Annotated in this window: 25 protein-coding genes, 2 tRNA genes and 1 pseudogene; 17 read left to right on the forward strand and 11 right to left on the reverse strand. The window is 64.3% G+C overall.

Annotated elements, in window-relative coordinates:
- The gene (gene tnpA / locus ACSFC5_RS08205) at window positions 1–390 is read right to left on the reverse strand and encodes an IS200/IS605 family transposase (RefSeq protein ID WP_440764726.1); all 390 of its coding nucleotides are present in this window, start codon (window positions 388–390) and stop codon (window positions 1–3) included.
- 673 nt (window positions 391–1063) lie between these two features.
- Here tnpA and radB point away from each other — a divergent pair.
- Window positions 1064–1771, forward strand: coding sequence for a DNA repair and recombination protein RadB (radB, locus tag ACSFC5_RS08210; protein ID WP_440764727.1), 708 nt, complete (start codon window positions 1064–1066; stop codon window positions 1769–1771).
- 68 nt (window positions 1772–1839) lie between these two features.
- Here the strand turns inward: radB and ACSFC5_RS08215 are convergent, their stop codons facing one another.
- Window positions 1840–2997 (reverse strand): CBS domain-containing protein, encoded by a 1158-nt coding sequence (locus ACSFC5_RS08215; RefSeq protein ID WP_440764728.1) that lies wholly within the window; start codon window positions 2995–2997, stop codon window positions 1840–1842.
- Window positions 2998–3146: 149 nt separating this feature from the next.
- On the opposite strand from ACSFC5_RS08215, the gene ACSFC5_RS08220 reads away from it, so the two are divergent.
- From ACSFC5_RS08220 to ACSFC5_RS08235, 4 genes are all read left to right on the forward strand, one after another.
- Window positions 3147–3449, forward strand: coding sequence for a lycopene cyclase domain-containing protein (locus tag ACSFC5_RS08220; protein WP_440764729.1), 303 nt, complete (start codon window positions 3147–3149; stop codon window positions 3447–3449).
- 83 nt (window positions 3450–3532) lie between these two features.
- Window positions 3533–4309, forward strand: a complete 777-nt coding sequence (locus tag ACSFC5_RS08225; RefSeq protein ID WP_440764730.1) for a CAP domain-containing protein — start codon at window positions 3533–3535, stop codon at window positions 4307–4309.
- A gap of 117 nt (window positions 4310–4426) precedes the next feature.
- Entirely contained in the window at window positions 4427–5209 is a 783-nt protein-coding gene (locus ACSFC5_RS08230) for a YihY/virulence factor BrkB family protein (protein WP_440764731.1), read from the forward strand.
- A gap of 88 nt (window positions 5210–5297) precedes the next feature.
- Complete coding sequence (locus ACSFC5_RS08235) at window positions 5298–6089, forward strand: hypothetical protein (protein ID WP_440764732.1); 792 nt, start codon at window positions 5298–5300, stop codon at window positions 6087–6089.
- A 191-nt stretch (window positions 6090–6280) separates the two neighbouring features.
- Here the strand turns inward: ACSFC5_RS08235 and ACSFC5_RS08240 are convergent, their stop codons facing one another.
- Window positions 6281–7189 carry an AEC family transporter gene (locus ACSFC5_RS08240; protein ID WP_440764733.1) on the reverse strand — a complete coding sequence of 303 codons (909 nt, stop codon included), beginning with the start codon at window positions 7187–7189 and terminating at the stop codon, window positions 6281–6283.
- 169 nt (window positions 7190–7358) lie between these two features.
- Here ACSFC5_RS08240 and ACSFC5_RS08245 point away from each other — a divergent pair, with 169 nt between their 5' ends.
- Entirely contained in the window at window positions 7359–8804 is a 1446-nt protein-coding gene (locus tag ACSFC5_RS08245) for an MATE family efflux transporter (protein ID WP_440764734.1), read from the forward strand.
- Window positions 8805–9085: 281 nt separating this feature from the next.
- Window positions 9086–9430: a DUF7853 family protein gene (locus ACSFC5_RS08250; protein ID WP_440764735.1), complete on the forward strand. Its 345-nt coding sequence runs from the start codon at window positions 9086–9088 to the stop codon at window positions 9428–9430.
- A 411-nt stretch (window positions 9431–9841) separates the two neighbouring features.
- Here ACSFC5_RS08250 and ACSFC5_RS08255 read toward each other — a convergent pair.
- A tRNA-Val gene (locus ACSFC5_RS08255) sits at window positions 9842–9916 on the reverse strand.
- 182 nt (window positions 9917–10098) lie between these two features.
- On the opposite strand from ACSFC5_RS08255, the gene trpD reads away from it, so the two are divergent.
- Genes trpD through trpG form a run of 4 tightly spaced genes read left to right on the forward strand, consistent with a single transcriptional unit; the run spans window position 10099 to window position 14158 of the window.
- The gene (gene trpD / locus ACSFC5_RS08260) at window positions 10099–11115 is read left to right on the forward strand and encodes an anthranilate phosphoribosyltransferase (RefSeq protein ID WP_440764736.1); all 1017 of its coding nucleotides are present in this window, start codon (window positions 10099–10101) and stop codon (window positions 11113–11115) included.
- The gene (locus tag ACSFC5_RS08265; RefSeq protein ID WP_440764737.1) at window positions 11112–11762 is read left to right on the forward strand and encodes a phosphoribosylanthranilate isomerase; all 651 of its coding nucleotides are present in this window, start codon (window positions 11112–11114) and stop codon (window positions 11760–11762) included. The genes trpD and ACSFC5_RS08265 overlap by 4 nt, the downstream gene beginning before the upstream one ends.
- A 15-nt stretch (window positions 11763–11777) precedes the next feature.
- On the forward strand, window positions 11778–13511 hold the full coding sequence (gene trpE, locus ACSFC5_RS08270) for an anthranilate synthase component I (protein ID WP_440764738.1): 1734 nt from the start codon (window positions 11778–11780) through the stop codon (window positions 13509–13511).
- The gene (gene trpG / locus ACSFC5_RS08275; protein WP_440764739.1) at window positions 13508–14158 is read left to right on the forward strand and encodes an anthranilate synthase component II; all 651 of its coding nucleotides are present in this window, start codon (window positions 13508–13510) and stop codon (window positions 14156–14158) included. The genes trpE and trpG overlap by 4 nt, the downstream gene beginning before the upstream one ends.
- Window positions 14159–14323: 165 nt before the next feature.
- Here trpG and ACSFC5_RS08280 read toward each other — a convergent pair whose 3' ends face one another.
- Window positions 14324–14506 (reverse strand): hypothetical protein, encoded by a 183-nt coding sequence (locus ACSFC5_RS08280; RefSeq protein ID WP_090310201.1) that lies wholly within the window; start codon window positions 14504–14506, stop codon window positions 14324–14326.
- Window positions 14507–14944: 438 nt separating this feature from the next.
- Between ACSFC5_RS08280 and ACSFC5_RS08285 the strand changes: the two genes are divergently transcribed.
- Complete coding sequence (locus ACSFC5_RS08285) at window positions 14945–18061, forward strand: adenosylcobalamin-dependent ribonucleoside-diphosphate reductase (protein ID WP_440764740.1); 3117 nt, start codon at window positions 14945–14947, stop codon at window positions 18059–18061.
- A 133-nt stretch (window positions 18062–18194) separates the two neighbouring features.
- On the opposite strand, the gene ACSFC5_RS08290 is transcribed toward ACSFC5_RS08285, so the two are convergent.
- On the reverse strand, window positions 18195–19502 hold the full coding sequence (locus tag ACSFC5_RS08290; protein ID WP_440764741.1) for an MFS transporter: 1308 nt from the start codon (window positions 19500–19502) through the stop codon (window positions 18195–18197).
- A gap of 166 nt (window positions 19503–19668) precedes the next feature.
- Here ACSFC5_RS08290 and ACSFC5_RS08295 point away from each other — a divergent pair, with 166 nt between their 5' ends.
- A complete protein-coding gene (locus tag ACSFC5_RS08295) occupies window positions 19669–19845 on the forward strand; it encodes an HVO_2523 family zinc finger protein (protein ID WP_440764742.1) in 177 nt (58 codons plus the stop codon).
- Window positions 19846–19929: 84 nt separating this feature from the next.
- A complete protein-coding gene (locus ACSFC5_RS08300; protein ID WP_440764743.1) occupies window positions 19930–20442 on the forward strand; it encodes a response regulator in 513 nt (170 codons plus the stop codon).
- A gap of 40 nt (window positions 20443–20482) precedes the next feature.
- Here ACSFC5_RS08300 and ACSFC5_RS08305 read toward each other — a convergent pair whose 3' ends face one another.
- Window positions 20483–21232: a TVP38/TMEM64 family protein gene (locus ACSFC5_RS08305; RefSeq protein WP_440764744.1), complete on the reverse strand. Its 750-nt coding sequence runs from the start codon at window positions 21230–21232 to the stop codon at window positions 20483–20485.
- A gap of 115 nt (window positions 21233–21347) precedes the next feature.
- On the opposite strand from ACSFC5_RS08305, the gene ACSFC5_RS08310 reads away from it, so the two are divergent.
- Window positions 21348–21746, forward strand: coding sequence for a DUF5830 family protein (locus ACSFC5_RS08310; RefSeq protein ID WP_440764745.1), 399 nt, complete (start codon window positions 21348–21350; stop codon window positions 21744–21746).
- Between the two features lie 33 nt (window positions 21747–21779).
- Here the strand turns inward: ACSFC5_RS08310 and ACSFC5_RS08315 are convergent, their stop codons facing one another.
- A complete protein-coding gene (locus tag ACSFC5_RS08315) occupies window positions 21780–23090 on the reverse strand; it encodes a DUF7115 domain-containing protein (protein ID WP_440764746.1) in 1311 nt (436 codons plus the stop codon).
- 103 nt (window positions 23091–23193) lie between these two features.
- Between ACSFC5_RS08315 and ACSFC5_RS08320 the strand changes: the two genes are divergently transcribed.
- A tRNA-Met gene (locus ACSFC5_RS08320) sits at window positions 23194–23348 on the forward strand.
- Window positions 23349–23758: 410 nt separating this feature from the next.
- Here ACSFC5_RS08320 and ACSFC5_RS08325 read toward each other — a convergent pair.
- The 3 genes and pseudogenes from ACSFC5_RS08325 to ACSFC5_RS08335 form a co-directional block, all read right to left on the reverse strand.
- Window positions 23759–24394, reverse strand: coding sequence for an SOUL family heme-binding protein (locus ACSFC5_RS08325; RefSeq protein ID WP_440764747.1), 636 nt, complete (start codon window positions 24392–24394; stop codon window positions 23759–23761).
- A gap of 271 nt (window positions 24395–24665) precedes the next feature.
- Window positions 24666–24815 (reverse strand): annotated as a pseudogene (locus ACSFC5_RS08330) (universal stress protein); the annotation flags it as partial.
- Window positions 24816–24854: 39 nt separating this feature from the next.
- Window positions 24855–25490: a GAP family protein gene (locus ACSFC5_RS08335; RefSeq protein ID WP_440764748.1), complete on the reverse strand. Its 636-nt coding sequence runs from the start codon at window positions 25488–25490 to the stop codon at window positions 24855–24857.
- A 371-nt stretch (window positions 25491–25861) separates the two neighbouring features.
- On the opposite strand from ACSFC5_RS08335, the gene ACSFC5_RS08340 reads away from it, so the two are divergent.
- Window positions 25862–26266: a DUF5518 domain-containing protein gene (locus ACSFC5_RS08340; protein ID WP_440764749.1), complete on the forward strand. Its 405-nt coding sequence runs from the start codon at window positions 25862–25864 to the stop codon at window positions 26264–26266.
- The last annotated feature ends 279 nt before the right edge of the window (window positions 26267–26545 follow it).

Consider the following 26545-nt stretch of genomic DNA (forward strand, 5'->3'; position numbering starts at 1 on the left):
CTATTCACCTGCTTGTGCGTCGATGTACTCCTCAATGACCTCGCTGGACACGTCGCCTGCGCTTGAGACAAAGTACGAGCGCGTCCACAACGAGGGAAGGCCGAAATTGAACTCGTCGCGGAGGTGGCGCGAGGAGTAGCCCTTGATCTGTTGCATTATCTTGTTCGGGGCGAGCGTCGGGTCGCCCGTGATTAACAGGTGGACGTGGTCGGGACGAATCGCTAACTCTAAGATTTCGAGGTCGAGTTCGTCGGCCTTGTCCTCAATGAGTTCTTCGAGACGGTCGCGTACCTCGTCCTCAAGTACCGATTTGCGGTATTTCGGGCACCAGATGAAGTGGTACTGGAGTTTGTGGACGGTGGTACGTTCCCTGTCGAACCCTCGAGGCATCGTCAGTATATGGAATTCACCCACCTAAAGATATTACGCAAACATCTAACTCCAGCCGTGGCTACGAGCGTGGATAGATTTCCAGTTGTCGGCTTCATCCCACCCCTAAAGGGGTGGGCTTTCGCCTCGCTACCGCTGTAACGCTGCGCGAGGGATGAGCGAACGACCACGGGGAGTGAGCGAATCGGCTGGGGAGGGCGTGGCAACCCTAGTTGCCACAAGTCGCAAAAAACTCGGCTCACCTTCGTTTTCTCTCGAGTTCTAGTTGCCCATTCGTAGACGAACGTATCGGATCTGTTCTCGAGAGGGATTTCTGGAGGGAGAGTGTTCTGCTATCGCTGGCAACGACGATTGCCACGCCCTCCCCAGCCGATTCGTTCGCTCGCCCTGCTCGCTCACTCATCCCTCGCGCAAATCGTCATCCGCCCTCGCTATCGCTCGGTCGGCTGATGGCGCGCGCCACCGCACGTGGTTTGATCGGTCCGAAGCGGGATGGAAACCACCAACACTGCGTACAGTGTCCCGGTCCGCGACACCTTCCCACTCGTAGATCGATAACCGGAGACGATTAGCGAGTCGCTCGAGTCCGCTCAAAACCCGCCTTCAGATCGTGATTCGGCCGGCCACCGACGTATTCCGGGGGCTTTTTGCACGCCTCCTGCCAACTCGAACCGTGAACGACGAGGCGATCCCGACCGGCTGTGCCCCGGTCGACGAGTTACTCGGTGGGGGATTCGAACGCGGGACCGTCACGCAGGTGTACGGCCCGCCGGCCGCAGGAAAGACGAACCTCGCGCTCTCGGCGGCCGTCGAGACGGCCGCGGACGACGGCACCGCCGTCTACATCGATACCGAAGGCGTCTCGGTCGACCGCTTTCAGCAGTTGCTCTCCGCGCGCGTCGACGAGGACGACGTGGAGGCCGTCGCCTCCCGAATCGTCGTCGAGGACGCCCTGGACTTCGAGGAGCAGTCCGAGGCCGTCCGCGACGCCCAGGAGTTCGCCGAGCGCGCCGACCTGATCGTCCTCGACAGCGCGACCGGCTTCTACCGACTCGAGCGAACCGGCGACAGCGACGACGGCGAGGCGCTCCGCGGTGTCGCCCGACAGGTGACCCACCTGCTCTCGCTCGCGCGCAAGCACGACCTCGCGGTCGTCCTGACGAACCAGGTGTTCGCGGACCCCGAGGCCGACCGCACGCGCGCGCTCGGCGGCAACACCTTAGAGCACTGGACCGGCGTCGTCCTGCGCCTCGAGCGATTCCGCGGCGGCAACCGGCGAGCCACGCTCGAGAAACACCGCTCGAAGGCGGTGGGCGAGTCCGTCCAGTTCCGGATCACGGATTCGGGACTCGAGGGCGGCGACGACTCGAGTCGCTTGTAGGACGGCACACCCGCTGGCACGTTCGATAGCCGGTAGCAAAAGATCGTAAAGTCAAGCAGCCGAAGCGTCTATAGCTCGTTCAGCTTTCGGAGCAGCTGGCCGCGGTACTCCTCGTCGCTGGTGACGCCTTTGATCTCCAAGACGTTACGCTCGAGTTTGTCGATGGCGACGCGGAAGGCGTTCTCCGCGCCGTAGCCCTCGCCGGTGCCGGCGACCTGGCCCTTGTTGGTTCGCAGCCGGATCTGACACTGGACGAGGTGCGTGCCGCGGAGTTTCTCGTTGTGCTCGTGGAACCGGACGTGGGCGTGCATCACCTGCATGTCGGCGTACTTGTCGGCGACCTCCTCGATGCTCTGGACGATCGACTCTCGTGTGATGGTGTCGAGCATCGAGATGTTGGTGATCTGGACGTCCATGTGCTCCTCCTCGGTGAACGTGAGCGCGCGCAGGACGTCGGTCTTGGTGATGACGCCGATGACCACGCGGTCGTCGTCCTCGGGGGTGACCATCAGCCCGGCGTAGTCCTTCTCGAGCATCGTTTCGACGGCTTCCTTGGCCGTCACGTCGAGCGTCGTGGTCTCGACGGGGCTGTTCATGATGTCGTAGACGGGGACGTCGAGCAGGCGCTGGGAGTCACCGACGCGGTCGCCCGTCGTCGTCGTGTGGTTCTCTCGGATGACGAAGTCCGCGATGTCGTGGGTGGTCACGACGCCGGTGAGAAACCCGTTCTCGTTGAGGACGGGCAGCCGAGAGATGCCGTTCTCTCGCAGGTAGTTGATCGCCTTGCCGATCCCGTCGTCCTCCTGTAAGGTGACCGGATCGTCGGTGTAGATGTCCTCGACGGAAAGAGCGTCTAGGTTCTCGAGGACGGCCTCGAGGATGGCGTCGTCGGTGATGACGCCCCAGAGGTCGCCGTGTTCGAACACGGGCGCGACCTTCGAGTTGCTCTCGATCAGCAGGCGTGCGGCCTCCCGGACGTTCTCCTCGCGGTCGATCTTGGGTGCCGGATCGTTCCGGCTCGGTTTAATGAGTGCCGCCACCTTCGCGTCGTCTTCGACGTGCGATTGGAGGACCTCTCGTTCGCTGATGACGCCCTCGTACGCCCCGTCGTCAGTGACGATAATTCCCTTGGGGTTGCCGTTCTCGAACGTAGAACGAACCTTCCCCATACGCTGCCCGACGTCGACTTCGATGTACTCCCTGGTGGCGATATCAGCGATATTCATCGTTCTGTTCGTGTATACTGTCGCCGGGCTTTTGAACATACCGCACGTTCCGTCCGGGTGGAAACCGGACCGCTCGTCGAAGCGGTGGCGTTCGGAGACGGTGAAAACAGGGCCGATTGTTTTAGCTCTCGCACGCGTAGGAACACGCAATGGTACCCGATATCGGCGTGCTCGGTCGGTACACCTACCTCGCGACGGAACTGGTCTGGGGAAGCGTCGCCCTCGTGTTACTCCACCGAGCGAACGCGCTCCGGAAGGCCGCCGTTACGATCCTTGCACTGTATCCAATCGCGTACCTCTGGGACCGCTACACCCTCGCCGTCGGCGTCTTCGACATCAAGCTCCGGACAGGGATCGATATCGCCGGGATCCCGCTCGAGGAACACCTCTTCATGGCGGTCGTCCCCGGACTCGTCATCGGCTTCCACGAAACCATCTTCGGCGGCGAGTAATCGTCACCTACGGCGAGGACTCGAGTGTCAGTCGCTGCAATGAACCACGACTGTCTTATTCCGGTCCCGCTACCGTACGGACGATGGAAGACCGGCGTCCGTCGACCGATCCGAACGACAGCGATCCCACCGATAGAGCCCTGATTCGGGGGATCCTGCGATTTTTCGTCGTCGTCGCGCTGATCGGCGCGCTCGCGTTCGGCGCCGTGCTGTTCGCACCGACGGTTATCGACGATATCGGCGCCGTCGACGAGTTCGAGAGCCCCAACGGCGTCGATATCGGCTCGCAGCCGTCGCCCAGTTCCGATCCGCCGCCGGCCGGCGAGCGCGATCCGAACGTCACGGACCCGGACGACCCCGGTAATTCGACGTACGATGCGGACGTCGAGACGATCGATTCGGAGACCGTCGAGGACTTCGTCCACGCGGAGGTCAACGAGCGGAGAGCCGAACACGGGCTCGAGCCCCTCGAGTGGGACGGCACGGTCGCCTCCGTCTCCCGCGCCCACAGCTACGACATGGCCGAACGCGACTACTTCGACCACACCAATCCCGACGGCGAACAGCCGATGGGCCGATTCAACGATGTCGACGACTACTGCCGGGGGTACGGCGAGAACATCGCCCTGACCTACATCGACCGGCCAGTTCAGAACCCCGACACGAACGAGACCGACCGCCACGGGACCGCGGAGGAACTCGCGAACGGGCTCGTCGATCAATGGATGAACTCCACGCCGCACCGACAGGCGATCCTCGAGGAAGACGGCGTGCCCGACTGGGACCGAGCCGGCGTCGGCGTCTACCTGACTGAGGACGGCGAGGCCTACGCGTCGCACAACTTCTGTCGCGAGTACTGACCGACTGGTTCCGTCTCGAGTCTGGTTGTGCGACCGGCCGGTCTGGGTCGACACTCACCCGACCCGGAATCTGTGCCGGATTGACAGAGCTTTGAGGCTGGATCCCCGGGTTCCAGTATGGACGTTCCCGAGACGGCGAAGTCAGTCTATCGAACGGCAACCGACCGCGACATCTCCTTTCTCGCGGCCGGCTTCGCCTACTACGCATTCGTCTCGCTGATCCCGCTGGTGATCCTCGCGCTCGTCGTCGGCTCGTTTCTCGGCGGAGAAGACGCCGCCGAACGGCTGATTCTGGTCGCCGGCGACTTCCTCCCCGAGGCGGGCGAGGACCTCGTGCTCGAGGCGCTGACGACCGAATCCGGCCGCGCGGAGGCGACGGTCGTCGCCCTCGGCGTCGCCTCGTGGGGGGCGCTCAAGGTCTTCCGCGGGCTCAGTCGCGCTTTCGACACCGTCTACGATCAGACCGGCGAGGACACGCTCGTCGACCAACTCAGAGACGGCGCCACCGTGATCCTCGCCGGCGCGGGGGCGCTAGCGCTCATGATCGGTATCGGAACGGCGATCGGGCTCGCAAGCGACGTCGTCCCGTTCGCCGGCCTGCTGAGTTGGGTCGCGTTGCTGGTCGGACTCGTCCTCGTCTTCTTCCCGATCTACTACGTGTTGCCGCCGATTCCGGTCGACGCGCTCGAGATCCTTCCCGGGGCCGTCTTCGCCGCCGTCGGCTGGACGATCCTCCAGGCCGGCTTCCAGCTGTACGCGGCCAACGCCGGACAGTATCAGGCCTACGGTGCGGTCGGCGCCGTCCTCCTCTTCGTCACCTGGCTCTACTTCGCCGGCATACTCATTCTGTTCGGCGCGGTGCTCAACGTCGTCCTCTCGGAATCCCGCCTCGTCGAGTAGGTGGCCGAAAACGCGACACTGGACGTCGGGTACGAGCTCGAGTCCGTGTGGGGAACAGTTATGGTTCCGGCACGGACAGACCAGCACGATGAGCGACGAACAGTCACGGCGGAGCGCCACCGCTGACTCGAGTGCCGACGCGGACGAGTCGGCCGACGATGCGGACGGCGACGCCCTCGAGCCGAGTGGCGGTCCCCAGCGCGTGGTCTCCGATGAGAGCGTCGACGACATCCTCGACTCGCTCGGCGAGACGAAAGCGAACGCAACGGGCTCGATCGAGTCCCCCGCCACGACCGAGGACAAAGGATCCACGACGGTCGAGTTCGACGAGGACGAGGTGCCGGCAGCCGAGGACGCAGCGACCGACACCGACTCGAGTGTCGAAGCCGACACGGAGCCGGATACAGACGGTACCGAAACGGAAGCAGACACCGAAGTAAATTCGGACGATGCCGAAACGGACGTTGACGGCGCTAAAACGGACACCGACACCACCGCTTCGGTCGACGCGGCGACCTCTTCCCTCCAGGCTGAGGCGGCCCGCGTGGCCGACGAAAACGAGTCGATCGATGAGCTGGCCGCCCGCATCGAAACCGGTAGCGTCACCGGCGCGGACGTTCGGGCAGCCGAAGCGGGTGACGGGCGCGAGTCGACGCCCGACGTCGACGAAATCGAGCTTTCGATGGACGACCTCGAGGCCACGCGGGCCCAGTCGAAAACCGGCGGCCCGAGCACGGCTTCCGGATCCGACCTCGGTGACGACGCCGGCCCGCTCGCGGGTTCGATTCCGCGCGACGAGGGTGACTCGAGCGACGACGGGGAGGACGAAGCGGAATCTCCAGGACTGCTCGGCCGGCTCAAGCGGCTCTTCGGCGGATAACGGCGCGAACGACTCCTCGTCGGATAACGACACGAACGACTCCTCGTCGGATAACGACACGAACGACTCCTCGTCGGATAACGACACGAACGACTCCTCGTCGGATAACGACACGAACGACTCCTCGGCAGATAACGGCGCAAACGGATCGTTTCGGAGCACCCCCCAGTTTTCTCGAGTTCGACGTCGCCTCAGCCGACGAGCGTGATCAGCACGAACAGCGTCAGGATCGAAACGAGCGTCGTCGCGAAGACGTTCAGCGAGGCGAACTCCGTGTCGCCACCGAGTTCGGACGCGAAGACGTACGTCGAGACGGCCGTCGGCGTCCCGAGCATCACGACCGACGCGGTGAACGTCGCCGAGTCGACCGGGAGCGTCGAGAAGACGAGCCACGCGAGCGCGGGCATGCAGACGATCTTCAGCGCGACGATGGAGCCCGTCGCGCCAAGATCGACTGTTGGGAGGTCCAACTGAAGCGTCGCGCCGACACAGAGTAAGGCCAGCGGGAGCGCGAGCGAGCCGACGGTGTCGAGCCCGATGGCGACGGTGCCGGGAACCGCGAGTCCGAGCGAACCGACCGAGAGACCGCAGAACAGGGCACCTAGCACGGGATTTCTCACCAGCCCGCGCAGTTCGTCGCCGATCGCCGCGTCGGCCTCGTTGAGCGTCGAGAGGAGGACGATCGTCAGCGGGACCTGTACCAGCGACAAGACCCCGAGGATCACGCTCGCGACCGCGGTGACTGCCGACCCGAAGGTGGCCGCGACCAACGGGAGCCCGAGGTAGCCGAGGTTCGAGTGATAGGACTGGATGATCGCCACGCTGCGCTGTCCGGTCGACTCCCGGTTGCGGTGGACGAGCCACGCGAGCCCGGCCGTCGCGAACAGCACGACCAACAGCCCGCCGATCAGCATCGGCGAGAGCAGATCGCCGACCGACTGATCGTACGTCGAGACGAAGATCAGTGCCGGCAGGGCGACGTAGTAGGCGACGGCGTTCAGCGACGCGGTCCGGTCCGCGTCGAGGACACCGGAGGCTCGCAGCCCCGTTCCGCACAGGAGCACGACGAGCAATGCCAGGAGCCGGCCGAGGACTTCCACAGGGGTCTCGAGTCGGCTCCCCCTTTTCTACCGTTCGGTTGCGGGTGAGGGTGTGACAGCGTGACAGGACGCGAGGCGCGGATCGAACGGTTCGTCTATCGATACGTCTCCCCAGCGAGCGCCAGGTCGCAAGCCCTTTGAACGAATTCGATAATGGACAGGTACTGCCGTGAGTCCGATTCCGAACCCGCTGCGTTTGACGATCCTCTCCATCGGTCTCGCGCTCGCACGCCTCGGGCTGATCGACCGAGAGCGCGCCGTCCAGACGACCGTCCTCGCGTGGCCACGCATCGTCACCGGGATCGCGCGGATGTCCAAGAGCGCCGTCGATGTCGCGCTGGTCGGCGTCGCGGTCGGCACCTCGGCCGTCGCCGGCGTCGGCTTCGCGGGGCCGTTTTGGGGGCTCGCGTTCGCCATCGGTGGGGGCGTCGCCGGCGGCACCATCGCGCTCGTCTCGCAGCGATTCGGAGCCGACGCCTCCGACGAGTTGGGGCTGGCCGTTCGCTCGAGTACGCTACTGGTCGTCGTGGTCAGCCTCCCGGTTGCGGCGTGTTTCTGGCTGTACTCCCACGAGTTCATCTCGCTGCTCAGCAGCAACGAGTCGGCGATCGACTACGGCGCGACGTACTTACAGGTCGTCGCGCTCGGCATCCCCTTCGCTGGGCTCAACCTCGTCGGGAGTCGAACCCTCGTCGGCGCGGACGACTCCTACATCGCGATGCAGATCCGCGCCGGCGGCGCGATCATCAACATCGGGCTGAGCGCCCTGTTCATCTTCGGACTTGGGTTGGAGGTCGCTGGCGCCGCGCTCGGAACGGTGCTCGCGAACGTCGCCGTCACCGCGACGTTCGCGGTCGGCATCGGTGCGGGCCGACTCCCGATTATCGGCGCGCTGCCGATACAGGTCGATCCGCTTGGCTCGTACCTTGATCCCGGGACGCTTCGGGATATCGTCACCATCGGACTCCCCGTCGGCGGTCGGAACCTCGTCTGGACCGTCGCCGAGTTCCCGATGCTCGGCATCCTCGATATCTTCGGCGAGAACACCGTCGCCGCCTTCGTCATCGCCCGGCGCATCTGGGGCATCATGAACGCGCCCGGCTGGGGCTTCGGGCTGGCCTCCTCGAGTCTGGTTGGCCAGGCGCTCGGGCAGAACGACGAACAGACGGCCAAGGCCTACGGCCGCGACATCATCCGGTTCGCCGTGGCGACCTACCTCGTGAGCGCGGTGCTCATCGCGCTGTTCGCCGAACGGATCGTCGTGCTCTTCGCGAGCGATCCGACGAGCCCCGAAATTCCGATCGCGGTTACGCTCGTCTACGCCTCCTGCATCGCGGTCGTCTTTCAGGGGGTCGCGGGTGCCGCCGCAGGACCACTCGATGCCAGCGGCGACACGAAAGTCCCGTTCGCCAGCCAGTTCGTCGGGATGTTCCTCGTCTCGATCCCGCTGGCGTATCTCGGTGCGACGACCGGGCTCGGTTACTGGGGCCTGTATCTCGCGTTCGTCGCGGAGACGAGCGTGCCCGCCGCGATCAACTACTGGCGATTCCGCACGGACAAGTGGAAGGCGATCAGCGAGACCTACCGGCCGGACGTGGCCGTTGCGGACGATTGAGGGCTGGAGCTCGAGACAGCACACGCGCGGAGTGGCGGTCTCGAGGGCTCCACCGAAGGATGGTCCGATACGGACTCTCTCGTGCGTTCGCGTTCGTACACGTAGCGAGACATGGCGAGAGGACCGTCCGCCTTTGTGAGGAGTGCTCCGAATGCGTCTCGATCGAGTTATCATTCGGCGTGGCCGTACACCCGTCCGCCGAAGTGTGATCGATCCGGCAGTGGCAAACGTTAACACCGCACACGACATACGGTAGTCTAGCCGACAAGAGATCGGTGCCCATGCCAGACCATTCAGCACACCCTCAGTCCGTCACGCTATCGCTGCCACTCGAGGAACGGTGGACGCTCCATCACGTCCTCCTCGACCGCATCGAACGAGAGCTCATGGCGGCCGATCCGACGACCATCGATCCGCCGCCAGTCGAGGTGTTTCAGGCGTTCGAGACGCTCGACGCGGGCCACGCTCGCTTTACGATCGCACAGCTCGACGCGATTCAGACGATCCTCGCGGAGTATCACCACTCCCCATCGTGGTGGGAACTCGAGCGGCCGCGGCTCGAAGCACTCCTTCACCGCGTCTCGAGTGCTATCGACGAGCGCGAACCGACGCTTTCGGCTGACTGAGGGGACCTCGAGCGGTGTCGTCGACGCGCGGCATGCTCTCGAGTTCGAACCGATCTACTACCCCGATACGCCACCATTACCGAATTCGGATGCGTCGGCTCAGTCGGGTACCGTCGCGATACAACCTTCGCGTTCCGCGGGCGCTACCGCGCCACGCTTCGCTCGCGGATTTGCTCGAGAGAAAAATACTGGGTGGGGCAGATTTGAACCTCGTCAAGACGTTCCGGGTCGCTCACTCCGTTCGCTTCCCGGTCGTCGGCACTTTGTGCCGACTGCTCGAGGGATCTTTGATCCCTCGTTGGCTGTGACTTGCCTGGTTCAAATTGCCCGTAACAATTTCTGACGGAACGACGACTCGCTCCGTGTGGCGCAAACGCCACGCTTCGCTCGTCGGTATTGTTCCGTCAGAAATGGGTTGGGGCAGATTTGAACTGCCGGCCTCCTCCATGTCAAGGAGGTGTCATAACCAGACTAGACCACCAACCCGCCTGGTTTCGCTTGCGTGGCCTCCGTCGCCACCTTGTCTGCACTCATTGATTGCCCACCACCGTAATTGAAGGTTTCGAATCGACCGCCGTACGCGACTCGCCCTCACGCCCCCGCCGATACGCTTAAGTTGATGTACTGATTTGGGCATTGTAAGACAACTACGTACATTGGTGTTCACTATGCAGGAGTATGTCGAACGGGTAACTGACGGGGAGGATCTCACACAGAACGACGCTCGAGCGGCCTCCACGGCCGTCTTCGAGGAGGCCACCGAGGCACAGATCGGCGCGCTGCTCGCCGCGCTGCGAGCGAAAGGCGAGACGGAGGCCGAAATCGCGGGCTTCGCCGAGGGCATGCGCGAGGCGGCGCGAACGATCTCCCCCGATCGGGAGCCGCTGGTCGACACCTGCGGCACGGGCGGCGACGACTACGACACGATCAACGTCTCGACGACGAGCGCGATCGTCACCGCCGGCGCCGGCGTTCCGGTCGCCAAACACGGCAACTACTCCGTCTCCTCCTCTTCTGGGAGCGCGGACGTCCTCGAGGTCGCGGGGGTCAACGTCGAGGCCGAACCGCCGGCCGTCGAGGACGCCATCGAACGCGACGGGATCGGCTTTATGCTCGCGCCCGTCTTCCACCCCGCGATGAAGGCCGTCATCGGCCCGCGCAAGGAACTCGGGATGCGAACGGTGTTCAACGTGCTCGGACCGCTGACGAACCCCGCCGGCGCGGACGCACAGGTCGTCGGCGTCTACGACCCCGAACTCGTCCCGGTCCTCGCGGACGCCCTCGCGCGGATGGACGTCGACCGCGCGCTGGTCGTCCACGGCGCGGGCACCGACGAAATCGCGATCCACGGGGAGACCGTCGCCGCGGAAGTAACTGGCTCCGACGTGGAGTCTTACACCCTCGAGCCGTCCGATCTCGGTCTCGAGCAACACGATATCGAGGCCATCTCGGGTGGCTCGCCGGAAGCGAACGCCGACGACATGCGCGGTATCGTCGAGGGGACGGTGACGGGTGCCAAACGGGACGTCATCCTCGCGAACGCCGGCGCGGCGATCTACGTCGCCGGCGAGACCGACTCGCTCGAGGCGGGTGCCGACGCCGCGCGCGAGGCCATCGACTCTGGGTCGGCGGCGACGAAATTCGAGCAACTCCGTTCTGGAACCGCAGAGCAGGTACAGCGATGACTCGCGTGAAGATCTGCGGCCTGACCAGCGAGACCGACCTCGAGACGGCCGTCGACGCCGGAGCCGACGCCCTCGGGATCATCTGTGACGTGTCCGTCGATACGCCCCGAGAGGTCTCCATCGAGCGAGCCAAAGCGCTCGTCGCCGCGGCGCCGCCGTTCGTGACGACCGTGCTCGTGACGATGCCGTCCGGACCGAACCGGGCGATCGAACTGGTCGAGGAGATCGAACCCGATGCGATCCAGTACTACGGCAGTATTCGACCGGGAGATCTGGCGTACCTGCGCGCGAAGATCGACGCGCAACTCCTGCTCGCGGTCGACGCCGACGACGCCGAGACGGCCGCAGCCTACGACGACGTAGTCGACGGACTCATCGTCGACACGCCGGGGGAGGACGGCGGCGGCGGCACCGGTGAAACCCACGACTGGGACCAGACTCGAATGGCCGCCGTCGACCTCGAGTCCCCGCTGATCCTCGCGGGCGGACTCACCCCCGACAACGTCGGCGATGCGGTACGGACGGTCGAACCGTTCGCCGTCGACGTCGCCAGCGGGGTCGAAGCAGAGGGCGGCGTCAAGGACCCCGACGCCGTTCGCTCGTTTATCGACCGAGCCACGAACGCCCGCCGACCGGCGGAGCTCTGACCAGCCGATTTCAGTATGAGTAACCCAGACCCCCCATCCGACGTGACGCCGACGTTCGACATCGACCGCGAGACCTTCCGCGAGCACGTAGGCGACCGCGACGACCGACCGGTGGTCGTCCGCGCCGTCGCGACGCTCGACGTCGAGACGACGCCGCTCGAAGCCTACGCCGCGCTCACCGGCCGGTCGTCCTCGAGCGATCGAGAGCGGTCACCGTACGCCTTCCTGCTCGAGAGCGCGGAGAAGACCGCCTCGAGCGATCCGGACGGCGCGTTCCGGCCGAGTTCGGCGCAGACGGATCGCCACGCGCGCTACTCCTACGTCGGCTACGATCCGGACGCCGTCGTCACGGTCGAACCCGAGGGGACGACCGTCGAGGCGCTCCGGGACGACGTGCCGCTCGACCTTGTCGAGACGACCGACGACGGCGACACCGTCGACGCCCTCCGCGCGGCGATGCCCGACGTTCGGTTCGCGAACGCGCCCGACCACGACCGCCAGCACCTGACCGGCGGGCTCGTCGGCTTCCTGGCCTACGACGCGGTCTACGAGCTCTGGCTCGAGGAGGTCGGTCTCGAACGGCCCGAGTCGCGATTCCCGGACGCGCAGTTCGTTCTGACGACGAAGACGCTCGCGTTCGACGAGCGCGACGGGACGGTCTCGCTGGTCTGTACGCCGATCCTCGAGGCCGACGACGACCCGGACGCGGTCTACGACGCGCTCCTCGAGGAGGCCGCGGCGGTCGCGGCTACGCTGCGCGGGGCCGAGCCGCCTGAGACGGGCGGATTCGTCAAGACCGACGAGGTCGCGGGCGCCAAAGACGTCTACGAGGAGAGCGTCGAGCGAGCCAAAGAGCACGTCTTAGACGGCGACATCTACCAGGGCGTCGTCTCCCGCACGCGAGAGCTGTACGGCGACGTCGATCCGCTCGGTTTCTACGAGGCGATGCGCGACGTGAACCCCTCGCCGTACATGTACCTGCTCGAGCACGACGATCTGACCGTCGTCGGCGCGAGCCCCGAGACGCTGGTCTCCGTTCGCGGCCCCGAGATCATGTCGAACCCGATCGCCGGCACCTGCGATCGAGGCACCGGTCCCGTCGAGGACCGACGACTCGCGGGCGAGATGCTGGCCGACGAGAAGGAACGCGCCGAGCACACGATGCTGGTCGATCTGGCCCGCAACGACGTGCGCCGGGTCGCCGACGCCGGTTCGGTCCGCGTTGACGAGTTCATGAACGTCCTCAAGTACAGCCACGTCCAGCACATCGAGTCGACGGTGACGGGCGACCTCGCGAGCGACGCCGACGCCTTCGACGCGACGCGCGCCTCCTTCCCCGCCGGTACCCTCTCCGGCGCGCCGAAGATCCGAGCGATGGAGATCATCGACGACCTCGAGACCGAACCCCGCGGCCTCTACGGCGGCGGCGTCGGCTACTACTCGTGGTGTGGCGACACGGACTTCGCGATCGTGATTCGGACCGCGACGGTGGAAGAAGGCGCGGCGCGTAGCGCCGCGGATGAGCGAGCGGGAAGGGACGGTCCGCAAGCAGAAGGTGATCGAGATCGAATTACCGTGCGCGCGGGCGCCGGACTCGTCGCGGACAGCGATCCAGAATCCGAGTACGAGGAGACCGAGAAGAAGATGGGCGGCGTGCTCGCCGCCCTCGAGAAGATCGAAGAGCCGAACGAGGCCGACGAGGAGAGCGCCGCAGACGGCACCCTCGAGAGCCCGGAGGTGAGCCGATGAGCGCGACGGGCGACGAACGCGCGGCGGACGCGAACGGCGACGGCGAGACGGAGCCGTTGACGGTGCTGTTCGTCGACAATTACGACTCCTTTACGTACAATCTCGTGGAGTACGTCAGCCAGCAGGCCGGCACCGAGACCGAGGTATTGAAAAATACCGCGTCGCTCGAGGACGTGCGCGCGGTCGACCCGGATGCGATCGTCATCAGCCCCGGCCCGGGGCACCCAAAGAACGACCGTGACGTCGGCGTCACGATGCAGGTTCTCCGCGAGGTGAGTCCGGAGGTGCCGACGCTCGGCGTCTGTCTCGGTCTCGAGGCCGCCGTCTACGAGTACGGCGGCACTGTCGGCCGGGCCCCCGACCCGATCCACGGGAAGGCCTCGGCCGTCGACCACGACGGTGCGGGCGTCTTCGCGGGCCTCGAGCAGGGGTTCCGCGCGGGGCGGTATCACTCGCTGGTTGCGACAGCGGTCCCGGACTGCTTCGAGGTATCGGCCACAGCAGAACACGGTACTGAGACGCTCGTCATGGGCGTCCGACACCGCGAACATCCGATCGAAGCCGTACAGTTCCACCCGGAGAGCGTGCTCACGGCGCTCGGTCACGACGTGATCGAAAACTTCCTCGAGTCGGTTGCGGACGACTGAACTGTCCTGCAGTGCGACGGGATTCGTCGCTGTCTCTTCGTCAGTAGTAGCGCACGCGCTGCTGTAACGCGTGCTAGCTGTGAGTTCGAGTTCGCACCGGGCCGCTCCCAGTGGACGGATATTCACGTCACGGGTCAGTAGCCGAGAAGACGGCTCTCGGTCGAATTAAAAGAACGGGATGAACGACAGGTCCGTCACGCCGGCCGTATAGAGGCCGGCGAGGACGACGGCGGAGACGATTCCGACTCGGATTGCCAGTTTGATCGCGATGCGGATCGCAATGATGGCGACCGCGACGGCAGCAAGTCCCGCGAGTACGAGCAGGACCATCGATGATGGTTCGACCATATCGACTCCCCGTACTACAGGGACGTAATCTTTCTGGATATCGTGACAACATTCGAATCGTGACTACCATCGACGGGAGAACGCTAACGGGGCCGGCAACGACCGCTCTGAAACTGAAAATCACCGGACGCAGGAGTGGGTTATCCCACTCACGGCTACTTTCAGTTCGGTCTGAAAATCGTTAAGAGCGTCGGCGTTGTAGTCCCAGACAGCACCGATTACGGTCGTTTCGAACGCCGTGGTCGGATACGAAACCATAGCGTACAGAGACATCTATACAACTTCAGTTGTTCTAATACAAGAAAATCAGGACAACAACACCCAGTTTTAAGATGTATCGATGACTACCGAACCTTCGTCACGAACGATGAAATGCAGGACCCGGACCCACGACAGAATCGCCACCCCGCGGCGCGGTCGCCACGAGGTGACCCGCGCATGAGCGAATCGGAGCTCTCCGCGGAAGAACTAACGCTCCCGATCAAGCGCACCGACGGCGACACGCTCGAGGCGCGCATGACCGACAACGCCTATCACAACATCCTCCCCGCACGCTACCTGCGGAAAGATGCTAACGGCGAACTCACCGAGACCCAGGAGGATCTCTTCGAGCGCGTCGGCACGAACATCGCGCTGGCCGAAGCCGTCTACGAGGCCCAGAAACGCGACCTCGAGATCACGGTCACGCCCGACCAGCTCAAGCCCGACCACCCGCGCCGAGACGAACTCGCCGAAGAAGTGTTCGGCGAGGGCGTCACCGCGGACGACGATGCGGAAACCGTCCTCACCGAGCGCAACGTCAACAAGTTCGCCTACGATACCGTCGTCCCCGAACTCCCCGACGAAGTGCGCACGCACGTCGAGGACGTCGCGGAGACGTTCATCGAAGGGATGTCGGAACTCTCCTTTATGCCGAACTCGCCGACGCTGATGAACGCCGGCGACGAACTCCAGCAGCTCTCCGCCTGTTTCGTTATGTCGCCCGACGACGACCTTTCGGACATCCACGAGACCGCCAAGAAGGCCGCGGAGGTCTTCCAGTCCGGCGGCGGCGTCGGCTACGGCTTCTGGCAGCTTCGCCCCTTCGGCGACTCCGTCGGCTCGACCGGCGGCATCGCCTCCGGGCCGATCACCTTTATGCGGACCTACGACCAGCTTTGCGAGACCATCGCGCAGGGCGGGACCCGACGCGGCGCCCAGATGGGCATTATGCGCGTCTCCCACCCGGACGTCATCGAGTTCATCCACGCGAAGAACAAGGACGTCTCGCTGGCGCACACGCTCCGGCTGAACGACCCGGACGACTACACCTACACCACCTTCTCCGAAGCGCTCGAAGAAGCGCGCAGCCTCATCGACGAGGACGGCCGCGTCCCCAAACACCTGCGCAACGCCGTCGAGGGCCATCTCTCTAACTTCAACATCTCCGTCGGCGTCACCGACGACTTCATGGCGGCCGTCCAGAACGGCGAGGAGTTCACGTTCACCAACCCGCGGACCGAAGAGCCCCACATCGCCACCGAGGAGACCAAGGAGATGTACGGTCGCTACGACCTCGGTGAGCACGTCGAGGTCGGCGAACCGCTCTCGATCCCCGCCGAACTCATCTTCGAACGCATCGTCGAGGGCGCCCACGAGAACGGCGAGCCGGGCGTCATCTATCTCGAGCGAGTGAACAAACAGCACTCCTTCGACGTCGAGAAGCAGGAAGATCACCAGATTCTGGCGACGAACCCCTGCGGCGAACAGCCGCTCGAGGAGTACGAAGCCTGCAACCTGGGCCACATCAACCTCTCGACGCTCGCCGACCAGGAGGCGCCCGACTGGCGCGTCTGGAGCGAGCAACACGGAGACGAGTACGACACCCAGGCCGAAGCCGTCGATGCCTTCCTCGAGGAGGCCATCGACTACGCCGAGTTCGACGAGCGAATCGAGTACGGCACGCGATTCCTCGAGAACGTCGTCACGATGTCCGACTTCCCGGTCGAGGAGATCGAGGAGAAGGTCCGTGACATGCGCAAGATCGGCCTCGGCGTCATGGGGCTGGCACAGCTGTACATCCAGCTGGGCATCAAGTACGGCAGCGACGAGGGCAACGAAGTCGCTCGCCAGCTGATGACCCACATCAACCACGGCGCGAAGGCGACGAGCCACGATCTCGCGACCGAACGCGACTCGTTCAACGACTGGGACGACTCGAAGTACGCCGACCCGACGGCGTACCGCGAGTGGTTCGAACACCAGACCGGCGAGGACGCCGACGACTGGGAAGACGGCTTCCCTATCCGCAACCACAACGTGACGACCATCGCGCCGACCGGCACGACCTCGATGGTCGGCAACACGACGGGCGGCTGCGAGCCGATCTACAACGTCGCGTATTACAAGAACGTCACCGACGACGTCCAGGGCGACGAGATGTTGGTCGAGTTCGACGACTACTTCCTGCGCACCTTAGAGGAGAACGGCATCGACGTCGACGCCGTCAAGGAGGAGGCCCAGGAGCAGATGGCCACGAATCAGTTCGAGGGCGTCGAAGGGCTCTCGACGGTTCCCGACGCCATCGGCGAACTGTTCGTCATCACGAGCGATCTCTCCGCGAAACAACACGCCGCCGTCCAGTGTGCCGCACAGGCCGGCGTCGACTCCGCCATCTCGAAGACGGTCAACGCGCCGAACGACTCCACGCTCGAGGACGCAAAGGAAGTCTTCGAGTGGGTCTACGAGAACGGCGGCAAGGGCGTCACCTACTACCGCGACGGCACCCGCTCGAAGCAGGTGCTGACCACGCGCGCCGACAACGCCGACTTCGCCGACGAGACCGAAGCCGCACAGGCCCTCGTCGAACAAATCGACGAGATCTTCGGCGGACTCGAGCAGTTCCTCGAGAGCGACGAAGTCCGAGACGTCCTCGAGGAGGACGTCGGCGGCTTGCTCGAGGACGAGCAGGTTACGGTCGACTTTACCGAGAAGCGCGAGCGACCCGACGCGCTGCAGGGCGTGAGCCAGCGCATCGACACCGGCTACGGCAAGGTCTACGTGACGATCAACGAGGATCCCGAGACCGGTCAGCCGTTCGAACTGTTCGCGAACATCGGCCACTCCGGCGGCTTTACGAACTCCTTCACCGAGGCGCTCGCGAAGGTCATCTCGACCTCGCTGCGCTCCGGCGTCGACCCCGAGGAGATCGTCGACGAACTCTGCGGGACTCGAAGCCCCAAGGTGGCCTGGGACAAAGGCGAGCAGATCCAGTCGATTCCGGACGCTATCGGCACCGCGATGCGGCGCTATCTCGACAACGAGATCGACAAGCCGTATCCCAAACAGCAGACCCTCGAGGAGTCCGCCGACGCGGACACCGAAGTCGAGTACGACGGTCCGCAGACCGACGGCGGCGCTGCCGCCGCACAGGGCGGCGCTGAGGCCGACGACGACGCCACGCAGGACCTCATCGACGCCGGCGAGTCGCCGGAGTGTCCCGACTGCGGCTCGATGTCGCTGTACTTCTCCGAAGGCTGCAAGACCTGCGAGAGCTGTGGCTGGTCGGAGTGTTGAGCCGGTAACAACGGTATTCTCGGCTCAGTAACGGTTCGAACGACGCACGAACGATCTTCTTTGACGCCACCGAACCAGCGACAGCAGCGACTCGAGTCCGTCGTAACTGGTCCGCAGAACAATCGTCCGCCGATCAACTAGCCGATCGACTCAACGTCGTCACGGCCGTCGTTCGGTGCCACAGCAGGCCAACCAGTCCGGCACCCGAAAGAACCAGTCCGCCGGCGACCGCGAACGCGAGACCGAAGCTCGAGGCGGCGAGCCAACCGCCCGCGAGGCTTCCGAGCCCGCCGGCGAAGGCCATGAGCGCGCTGTAGACGCCGAGGGCCTCGCCGCGGACCCCCGCGGGCGCGAGTTGCGTGACGATCGTTCCCGTCGTCACGGCGATGACGGCCCAGGAGACCCCGATCAGGGCGAAGACGGCCGCGGTCCCGACGAGACCGATCGTCGTCGCGCCGAAGACGATGCCCACGAGGGCGACGAGCGGGAGCCCGACCGCTCGGCCGAGGAGCCCGGCGATCTGGACGAGTTCGGCGTCGTGTCTCGTCGCGAGACGACCGACGCGGTCGAAGAAGACCGCCGAGGCGATACTCGAGACCAGATAGAGCGCGAAGATGCCGTCGGAGCCGTAGCCGGCGTCGCCCAGAAACGCGGGAAGCGGGGCGAAAAAGACCGCAGAGCCGGCGAAGATGAGGACGATCGCGCCGAAGTAGAGGGTGAGATCGGGCGTGAACCGACGGGCCAGTCGGCTGGGGTGGAGGTCCCGCGGATCGACGCGCACCGGGGAGAACGGAAACGTGACGCCGCGGACGTTGAACCGGCCGGCGCGCCGAATGGCGCGTCGAAGTTTCCGCGGCGTCGGCTCCTCGCCAGGCCGGGGATCCGGCGGCAACAGCCGAACTGCGGCCACACAACTCAGGCCGGCACAGCCGGCACAGGCGAGCAGAAACCCCTGCTGGGCGGCGAGCGGATCGAAAACCAGTTCCGCGCCGGCCGTCCAGACGGCACCCGCGAGGAGGCCGAGCGCCCAGCCTACCCCCTGAAAAGTGTTGAGACGGGCGATCTGTGTACTCCACTGGGAGTCGGGGACGTCCGTAACCGCGAGGAGAGTCAGGATCGGTAACGCCGCCGCGGAAGCGAACCAGATGACGGCGTTCGCGCCGACGACGATCGGAATCGACCCCGTAAGTGGGACGAGAGCGGCCATCAGGGCGACGAGTCCGAGCGCCGCGACGACGAAGCCGCGGCGTTTTCCCGTGCGATCCGCTAGTCCGCCGAACGCCAGCGCACCGGGGACCCCGGCGAACGCGGCTGCTGCGGCGAGCACGCCGAGTGTGAACGGATCGCCGCCGAGCGAGACGACGTAGAGCGGAACGATCAACGAGACGCCACCGAACGCGACGGAGCCGAGCGCCCACGCGTACAGCCAACGGTCGGACATAGCGGTGACACTCGAGCGCCGCCTCATAAATGGTCGATTTCGGCCGGCGCGTTCGATAGTGATTCTCTCGCTCGAAGGCGATCACACTGTCAGTTGTAGGTCGACCCGTAATCCGTTCCGAAGCGGACCAGCAACACTTAGCACGGCTGGGACGGAATCGTGAGGTATGGCTGCGGACGACGACGGAGACGGAACCGCGACGGACGCGACGACCGGGCCAGGTGCCGACTCGAGCGGCGCGCCGACCTGTCCCCACTGCGGAGAACCGCTTTTTAAACGCCACTGCAAGTACGTCTGTCCGCAACACGGCCCTATTATCGATTGCTCGGACCCCTTCCGATAATCGCGACTCAGCACCCGACTCAGGGCGTGAGTTGCGCAGTACTGATACAAGGCGACGGCCTGTAGTCTCGAACAAGCGACCGATATGTCTACACAACCGACGATCCTCGTCGTCGACGACGAGCGCGAACTCGCCGACCTCTACGCGATGTGGGTCGACGGCGAGTACGAAGTGGTGACCACCTACGACGGCCGATCGGCGCTCGAGGCGATGAGTCCGGCGGTCGACGTCGTCCTGCTCGACCGCCACATGCCGGATCTCACCGGTGACGAAGTCCTGAACCGAATCCGGGCCGCGGGCCACGACTGCTGGGTCATCATGGTTACGGCGGTCGATCCCGGTCTCGACATCGTCGAGTTGGATATCGACGACTACGTGACCAAACCGGTGACGCGAACCCAGCTAACCCGAATCATCGAGAACCTCCGCGTGCAGGCCAAGTTCAGCAACGACGGTCGGCGCGAACTCGCCGCGCTCTCGAACAAGATGGAGACGCTCGAGGACGAGCAGTCGGTGGACGAGTTAGAAGAGACCGAGGCCTATCGACAACTCGAGTCCGATCTGAAGCAACTGAGCGACTCGCTAGTCGAGAAGTGAAGCGGGAAGCGATGGAGCGCGTTCGCGGACCGGTTTCGAGTTAGCGCTCCGCCGACCGGCCGGCAGTCTCCGTCCGTCTGTACGTTCGAACGAGGCGATACGCCGGGCCGGCGAGCAGGACCGACGCGGCGAGGAGGCAGGCGACCGTAAGCGTAATGCCGAGTTCGCCGAGCCCGTTCGCGGTGACGGTGGCGGCCGACGCGCCGACGACGACGCCGGCAACCGTCCACGGGAGTTCACCGACGACCGTCCCGAGGACGAACTGTCGGAGTCGCACGCCGCTGACCGCCGCCGCACTCGTCGAGACGTCCGAGGGGATCGGCGCTAATCGAGAGACGACGACGCCGCGCGTCGGTCCCGCCGTATCGTAATATCGGGCGACGACACTCCCCGCCCGCTCGAGGAGGGAGCCGAACGCGCCTTCGATCGACGCCGACGCGGAGTCGTCGCATGCATTACTCGAAGGGCTCGCGTCAGTGTCGGTGAACCAGCGAGCGACGAGGAAGACGGGGATCACGGTTACCACGACGCCGACGAGCGCGATCGGAATCCCGAGCGTGACGCCGTAACCGTAGCCGACGACGACGGCCAGCGGCGTCGTCGGAAGCACGAGCAGCGGCCGCACGAGATAGAGCCCGACGACGAGGAGGCCGAACAGGTAGGGATCGGCCGAGACCGATTCGACGGTCCCGAGGGCCGTCGACGGCGAGACGAGCACGCCCATCGCGACGATCGCACCGATCACGACCGTCCCAACGAGCGCGCGGCGGTCCGCCGACGACAGCGTCATCGACTCCAGTTTTTCATCGAGTGTTGAAACGTTTGTGTCTCGAGCGGGTGGGGATCATCGCCGTCGATGGGTGACGACGCAACGTTTATTCGCTCGCGGCCGACAGCACTCATCGATGGATCGCGATGAGACCGAACCCGACACGGCCGCCGACGTCAGCGACGACCGGGTCGCGCTCGGCCTGGCACTGCTCGAGCGACTCGAGCACGAGTCGCTTCCCCTGCCCGGGGTCGTCGACCGGATCGAGACGGTGACGACCGATCCGACGGTGACGCGGACGATCCTCGACGAGGCGGAACTCCGCGGCATCGTCGAGCGCGAGGACGGCATCATCCGCCCGAAGAGCCGTCAGTACGTCCGATTCGGGCAGGACGTGATCACGAAGGAGGGCGACTTCTCCTGCCAGCGCTGCGGGACCGGCGTCTCGACGGGCTACTTCATCGATCTCGACGCCGGCGAACTGGGACCCTTCGGCTCCTCGTGTATTCGAAAGGTGACCGGGCGAGAAGACTGAGTACGTTACCGGCTGAGAGAATTGCGTGTGCTCTTATCGCTGCTTGCGGAGTTCGGCGATCAGTTGTTCGATCGTTCCCTGCTGGCGTTCGATAACCTCGGTCTGTCGCTCGACGGCGACCTCGAGTGCCTCGACACGCTCGAGTAGTTCGTCGGTGAGGTCGTCGGGTTCGGGCCCGGTGTCGGTCCCGAGCAATGGCGTCGAGTCCGTGCTGGCTCCGCTGTCGTCCTGAGTCAGGATCGTATCGATCTCGGCAGGCTCCGTGTCGATTTCGGTCGGCTCGGTTCCCTCGAGATCGGAGTCGTGTTCGCTCACGCTGTCGGCCGACATTTCGAAGGTTTCGGCCTCGCTCGCCGCTGGGGCGGTCTCCTGTCCTTTGGCCGGATCGGTCTCGGCTGGCGCCTGCGTCGCCGACTTCGCCTCGGTCTGCTCTCGGTTCGTGGACGCCTGTGCGGTGTCCGGCTTGGCCTGTGGCTCACTCGTCGCCCTCGAGTCCGCCGCGGGCTGTGTCTCGTTCGCGTTCGAGCCAGCGGCCGGCGGCTCGTCCGTCAGCGGATCGGGAGTTGTTGCGGGTTCTTGGACGCTACCGGCCGTCTCGTCGACGGGTTCGTGATCGTCCAGCGACGGCGGGTCAGCGTCGAGAGGATCGACTCCCTCGCCGAAGTCGACCGACGCGCTCCGCTGGCGCTGCTCGGCCTCGTCGTCGCCGCCGACTTTCTCGTTGAGCTCCTCGAGCGAGCCGACGTCGTGGTACTCGAAGAGGGCTCGTTGGAGCCGTTCCCGGAGATCGTTCGCCTGCTCGTTGGGGGCTTTGATCCGCTGCGGGCGACCGTCGACGGTGAGCACGATCTGCGTGGCGACGCTGCCGTCCTCGAACGCGAGGCTCGTGACGTCCCCGAAATGGTACTCCTCGTAGTCGCCGTCCCAGACCGCCGCGCCGATGTGTTTGACGAGTCTGTCGCTGGTGATGATCAGCGTCAGTTCGCTGAAACGGTAGGTCTTGGCGACCGTCTCGCCGGGGTCGGTGATCCCATTGCCGTTCAGGACGCCGGCCAGCACCGGGTGCAAGACGTCGTCAGTTTTGCCGCCGGGGACGCTGAACGATTTCGTTCCCTCGAGGGGGTACTCGAGGGTGAACTTCGTCTTCCGCCGGCCTTCCGAGAGGGTGAGTCGGTCGGCCTCGTGAGGGTACTCGTCGATCGACTCGTCGCTCAGCAGGCCTTCGGAGCTGTAGACGAGCGTACTCGAGGGCGTGATGAAGAGTTCGTCTTCGCCGCCAAGAGAGACGCGCGCCGCGATTTCCTCGCCATTGAGAGTAGACTGGACGATTCCGGGAACGCTCATGCGCGGGTAGTTGGGAAGGCCGTGTGATAAATCCGTGGGTCGGCGTTGCACGCCGGACCCGAATGAGAAGGTTAAAGAAACAGACGGGGCTATCTGAGAGTGAGCCCGGGTGGCTTAGCTGGACATAGCGCCGCACTCATAGGGTTCAGAGATTCGGTGCGGTTTCGCCTTGGAAGCCTCCGTGTCCCCACGAGGACTCATGCCGAGCCTCGGACCTGGGACATGCGGAGATCGAGGGTTCGGAGCCCTCCCCGGGCACTGGCTTTCTACACGACGTCACGACCGTAGTGAGTGACGAGTCTGAAAGCCAGTGCCTGAACGGGGCGACGAACCCGTAGGTCCTCGAGAGTGAACGCAGTGAACGATCGAGGGCACGGAAGAGCGAAGCTCTTCCGGGGGTTCGGAGCCCTCCCCGGGCATGCTTCTCAACACATCACGAGTCGAATACGAGTGATAACACTGAAAAGCATGCCTGGTTCGCTCCGAATCCGGTGGTCTTCGCGAGTAAGTGAAACGAACGAGCGAAGGCTCGAGAGAGCTTTGCTCTCTCGTAGGTTCGGAGCCCTCCCTGGACATTTTTCCAAGAAGCCAGGAACGAAGTGAGCGTCGGGTCCGAGAAAATTCCCTCCCTCGAATCCGACTAGAAGTCGTCGTACGCTACCGGCTTCTCAGTGTCGCGCTGACTCCGATACGGCCTCAAGCTCGACTTCGATCTCGTTCGTTCGCATGAACGGCGGCGTCCACGGATCGTTGTACTGGAGGAGCGTCGGCTCGTCGCGTCTCTCGATAGCTCGCCGAGAGAGGCCCTCGAGCAGACGGGTTCGCTCTCGGTCGACGCGTTCGTCGGTCGCGTACCACGAAAAACGCCGTACCGCCACCGTACGCGGCGGATCGACGACGAGCCGAACGTCGGGATCGGTCGGTTCCGGGGCAGTTTCGGCCGTGTACGCCCGTGGAAGGGAGAAGGCCATCGTCACGTCATCGCCGTCTGACCCCGTTCGCACGGGAGCGGTCATCGGAATCGACGTCCCGCGGACTGTAACCGGTGCGGTCATCGCCATGTCCTCGCTTCGCGTGTTATCGCCCGAGATGTAGCGAAAGAGTCGCCTGAACGCCGTCGCCGCGTCCGGAGCCGTCGTCTCGGCACGGACCGTGCGCGGGTAGCGGCGGATCTCGATGTCGTCGAAGGTCTCCAGCGTTTCCGAGGGGACGCGTTCGGTCGTACGGGTGACGTACGCACCCCACCCGATCCACAACCCGACCAGTGCGGCGATCCCGAGTAGTAGCGTTCGTACGGATCGCATAGGTATCGAACGACTCGCATCCCAATAGATCCGAGGGGGTCCGCGGCCGTGCGTCGATCGGCGGATATGTTGGTTCGTCCGGCTCGCCGAGACAGTCGATCGGTGACAAGTTCCGCCACGATCCTGTCGAACATCGGGCACGGGTATTGCACGGAGGATATTTCGTTCCTAACACTACACCTCCACTGGTGCGCTGACGGTGAAGTTCTCGTCGACAAACGGGATAGTCCCCGTCTCGGACGATTCGAAACGAGCGGTGACGAAACTGCCCTCACGAGGACCGTTCGACGACCAGGACGGGAATATCGTCCATCCGTAGGACGCTCGAGGTCACGCTTCCGAGCAACTGTCGCGCAAGATTCGACCGGCCGAGTGACCCGATGATGATGGCGTCGACGTCGTGATCGGAGACGTGCTCGTGGGTGACAGCAGCGACGCCCGTTCGGCAGTTTGTGGACGCCTACCCGAGGAGGTTCTGAAGCACTAGAACGATGAAGAGGGCAATCACCGCCTCGGAGATGATCCACGAGTTGTCGTCCATCCAGTCGCGAAGTGTTGGGAGTGCGGCTTCTGCTCGCTCACCGAGCACGAACACGCTGAGTAATGGAATCGCCAATATGAAGAGCGTCAGTAGGACGAATCCTGCCGCGTGCGTGATCGGATCACCGTTGGCTGCGAGGTAGGTGCCGACGCTAATCGACGTGACGATGTCGGTCGGGAAGAATCCAAGCAGGAGAAATCCCAATCGAAACGAGAACCGCGGTGTCGCGGTGGTCAACTTCCCCATCCACTTCGGTGGCTCCGATACGTTCCGCTTTCGGTAGGTCTCCACCGCCGCATAGAGGAGGAGAACGAAAACGGCGCCGTAGAGGATTTGTTGTCCGGTCGGCCCCAACAGGCCGCCACCACCACCGCCAAATCTGTTTCCGAGCAGGTACGCGATGGCGACGACGAGACTGATAGCGAGAGCCGCACCGAAGACGTACGCGGTCGAGTTCGCTCGCCAGTTTTCGCTCGTGGCGAGAAAGATGGGCGCGAGTATCTGTGGCCCTGCGATCATCACGACGGCCAGTGGGAGAACCTCCACGAGGCTCATCGCTCAGACCCGCTGTGACTCGAGTTGTGGCACCGATCGAACCATCCACGTTGGGAACTGTTTACAACGAGTATCATAATCGTGGTTCTCTAGCTGAGAGTAGAGGCCGGCGACGGTAATTAGTATTATTACAATCACACAACGGAGTAATTCGTCGGTTCTGGCGGGTGCACCGTTCGTCTACGTCGTGTCGTCGAATAGTAACTCGAAAGAGATTAGAACGGAAGCGTCGAAAAGCCGGATTTCCCGATACAGCGTATCTACAGCGTCTCGAGCTATCGTCTAGATAGCCAGCAAGTCCGACCAGCCGTACTCTCCTCCCACCCTGAAAACGACGTTATTACCTCCGAGAGCGTACTACATCATTGATCATGAGTGTGAATTGGACAGCTGTAGTAATTGGGTTCGTCGTGGCGCTCGTCCTCGCGTTCATCAACGGGCTCGTGTACGCGGGAACGGATGCGACAGTTCTGGCGCTCTCGTGGGCGATGATCGGCGTACTCGGCGGTCTCACCGCCGGTCTCATCGCAGGCGGAACGGTGGAAAACGGCGCCCTCAACGGCGGCCTGGCGACCGTCTTCGGATCGCTCATCGTGCTGGTGGTCGTCTCGTTCACCACGCTGCTCTTCGGCGGACTTGTCGCGTCGTTCGGGATCCTCGGCATCGGCCTGCTCCTGCTGGCGTTCTACGCCATCCCCGGCGCGATCGGCGGCGCGATCGGATCGTGGGCCAAGGGGCGACGGGCCTCCCGGGAGATGGCCGGCACACGGGCGTGAGAGAGGGCAACACCGACACCGGGAAACGATTGTTTTTTGCCGTCCTATCTATCCGTTTCACTTTTACCAACACGCTTATCCGGCTCTTCGAGTGATCCGTGATCGATCATTTAGAGTAACCGACCCTCACCTCGCCAGCTAGCGTATTCGTGGTTTTGAACGCGGATCATCGGTGGACGGTTACGGTTCATCGGTGAACGATTCGTTGTGACTCCCAGCCGATCAGTCCGGAGCAGCGTCGATCGTCGATGACTGTGCCCGCTTCGCTCTGGTACTCCC

Origin of the sequence: Natronorubrum marinum (assembly GCF_052040125.1) — an archaeon.
In the GTDB taxonomy this organism is placed as follows: domain Archaea; phylum Halobacteriota; class Halobacteria; order Halobacteriales; family Natrialbaceae; genus Natronorubrum.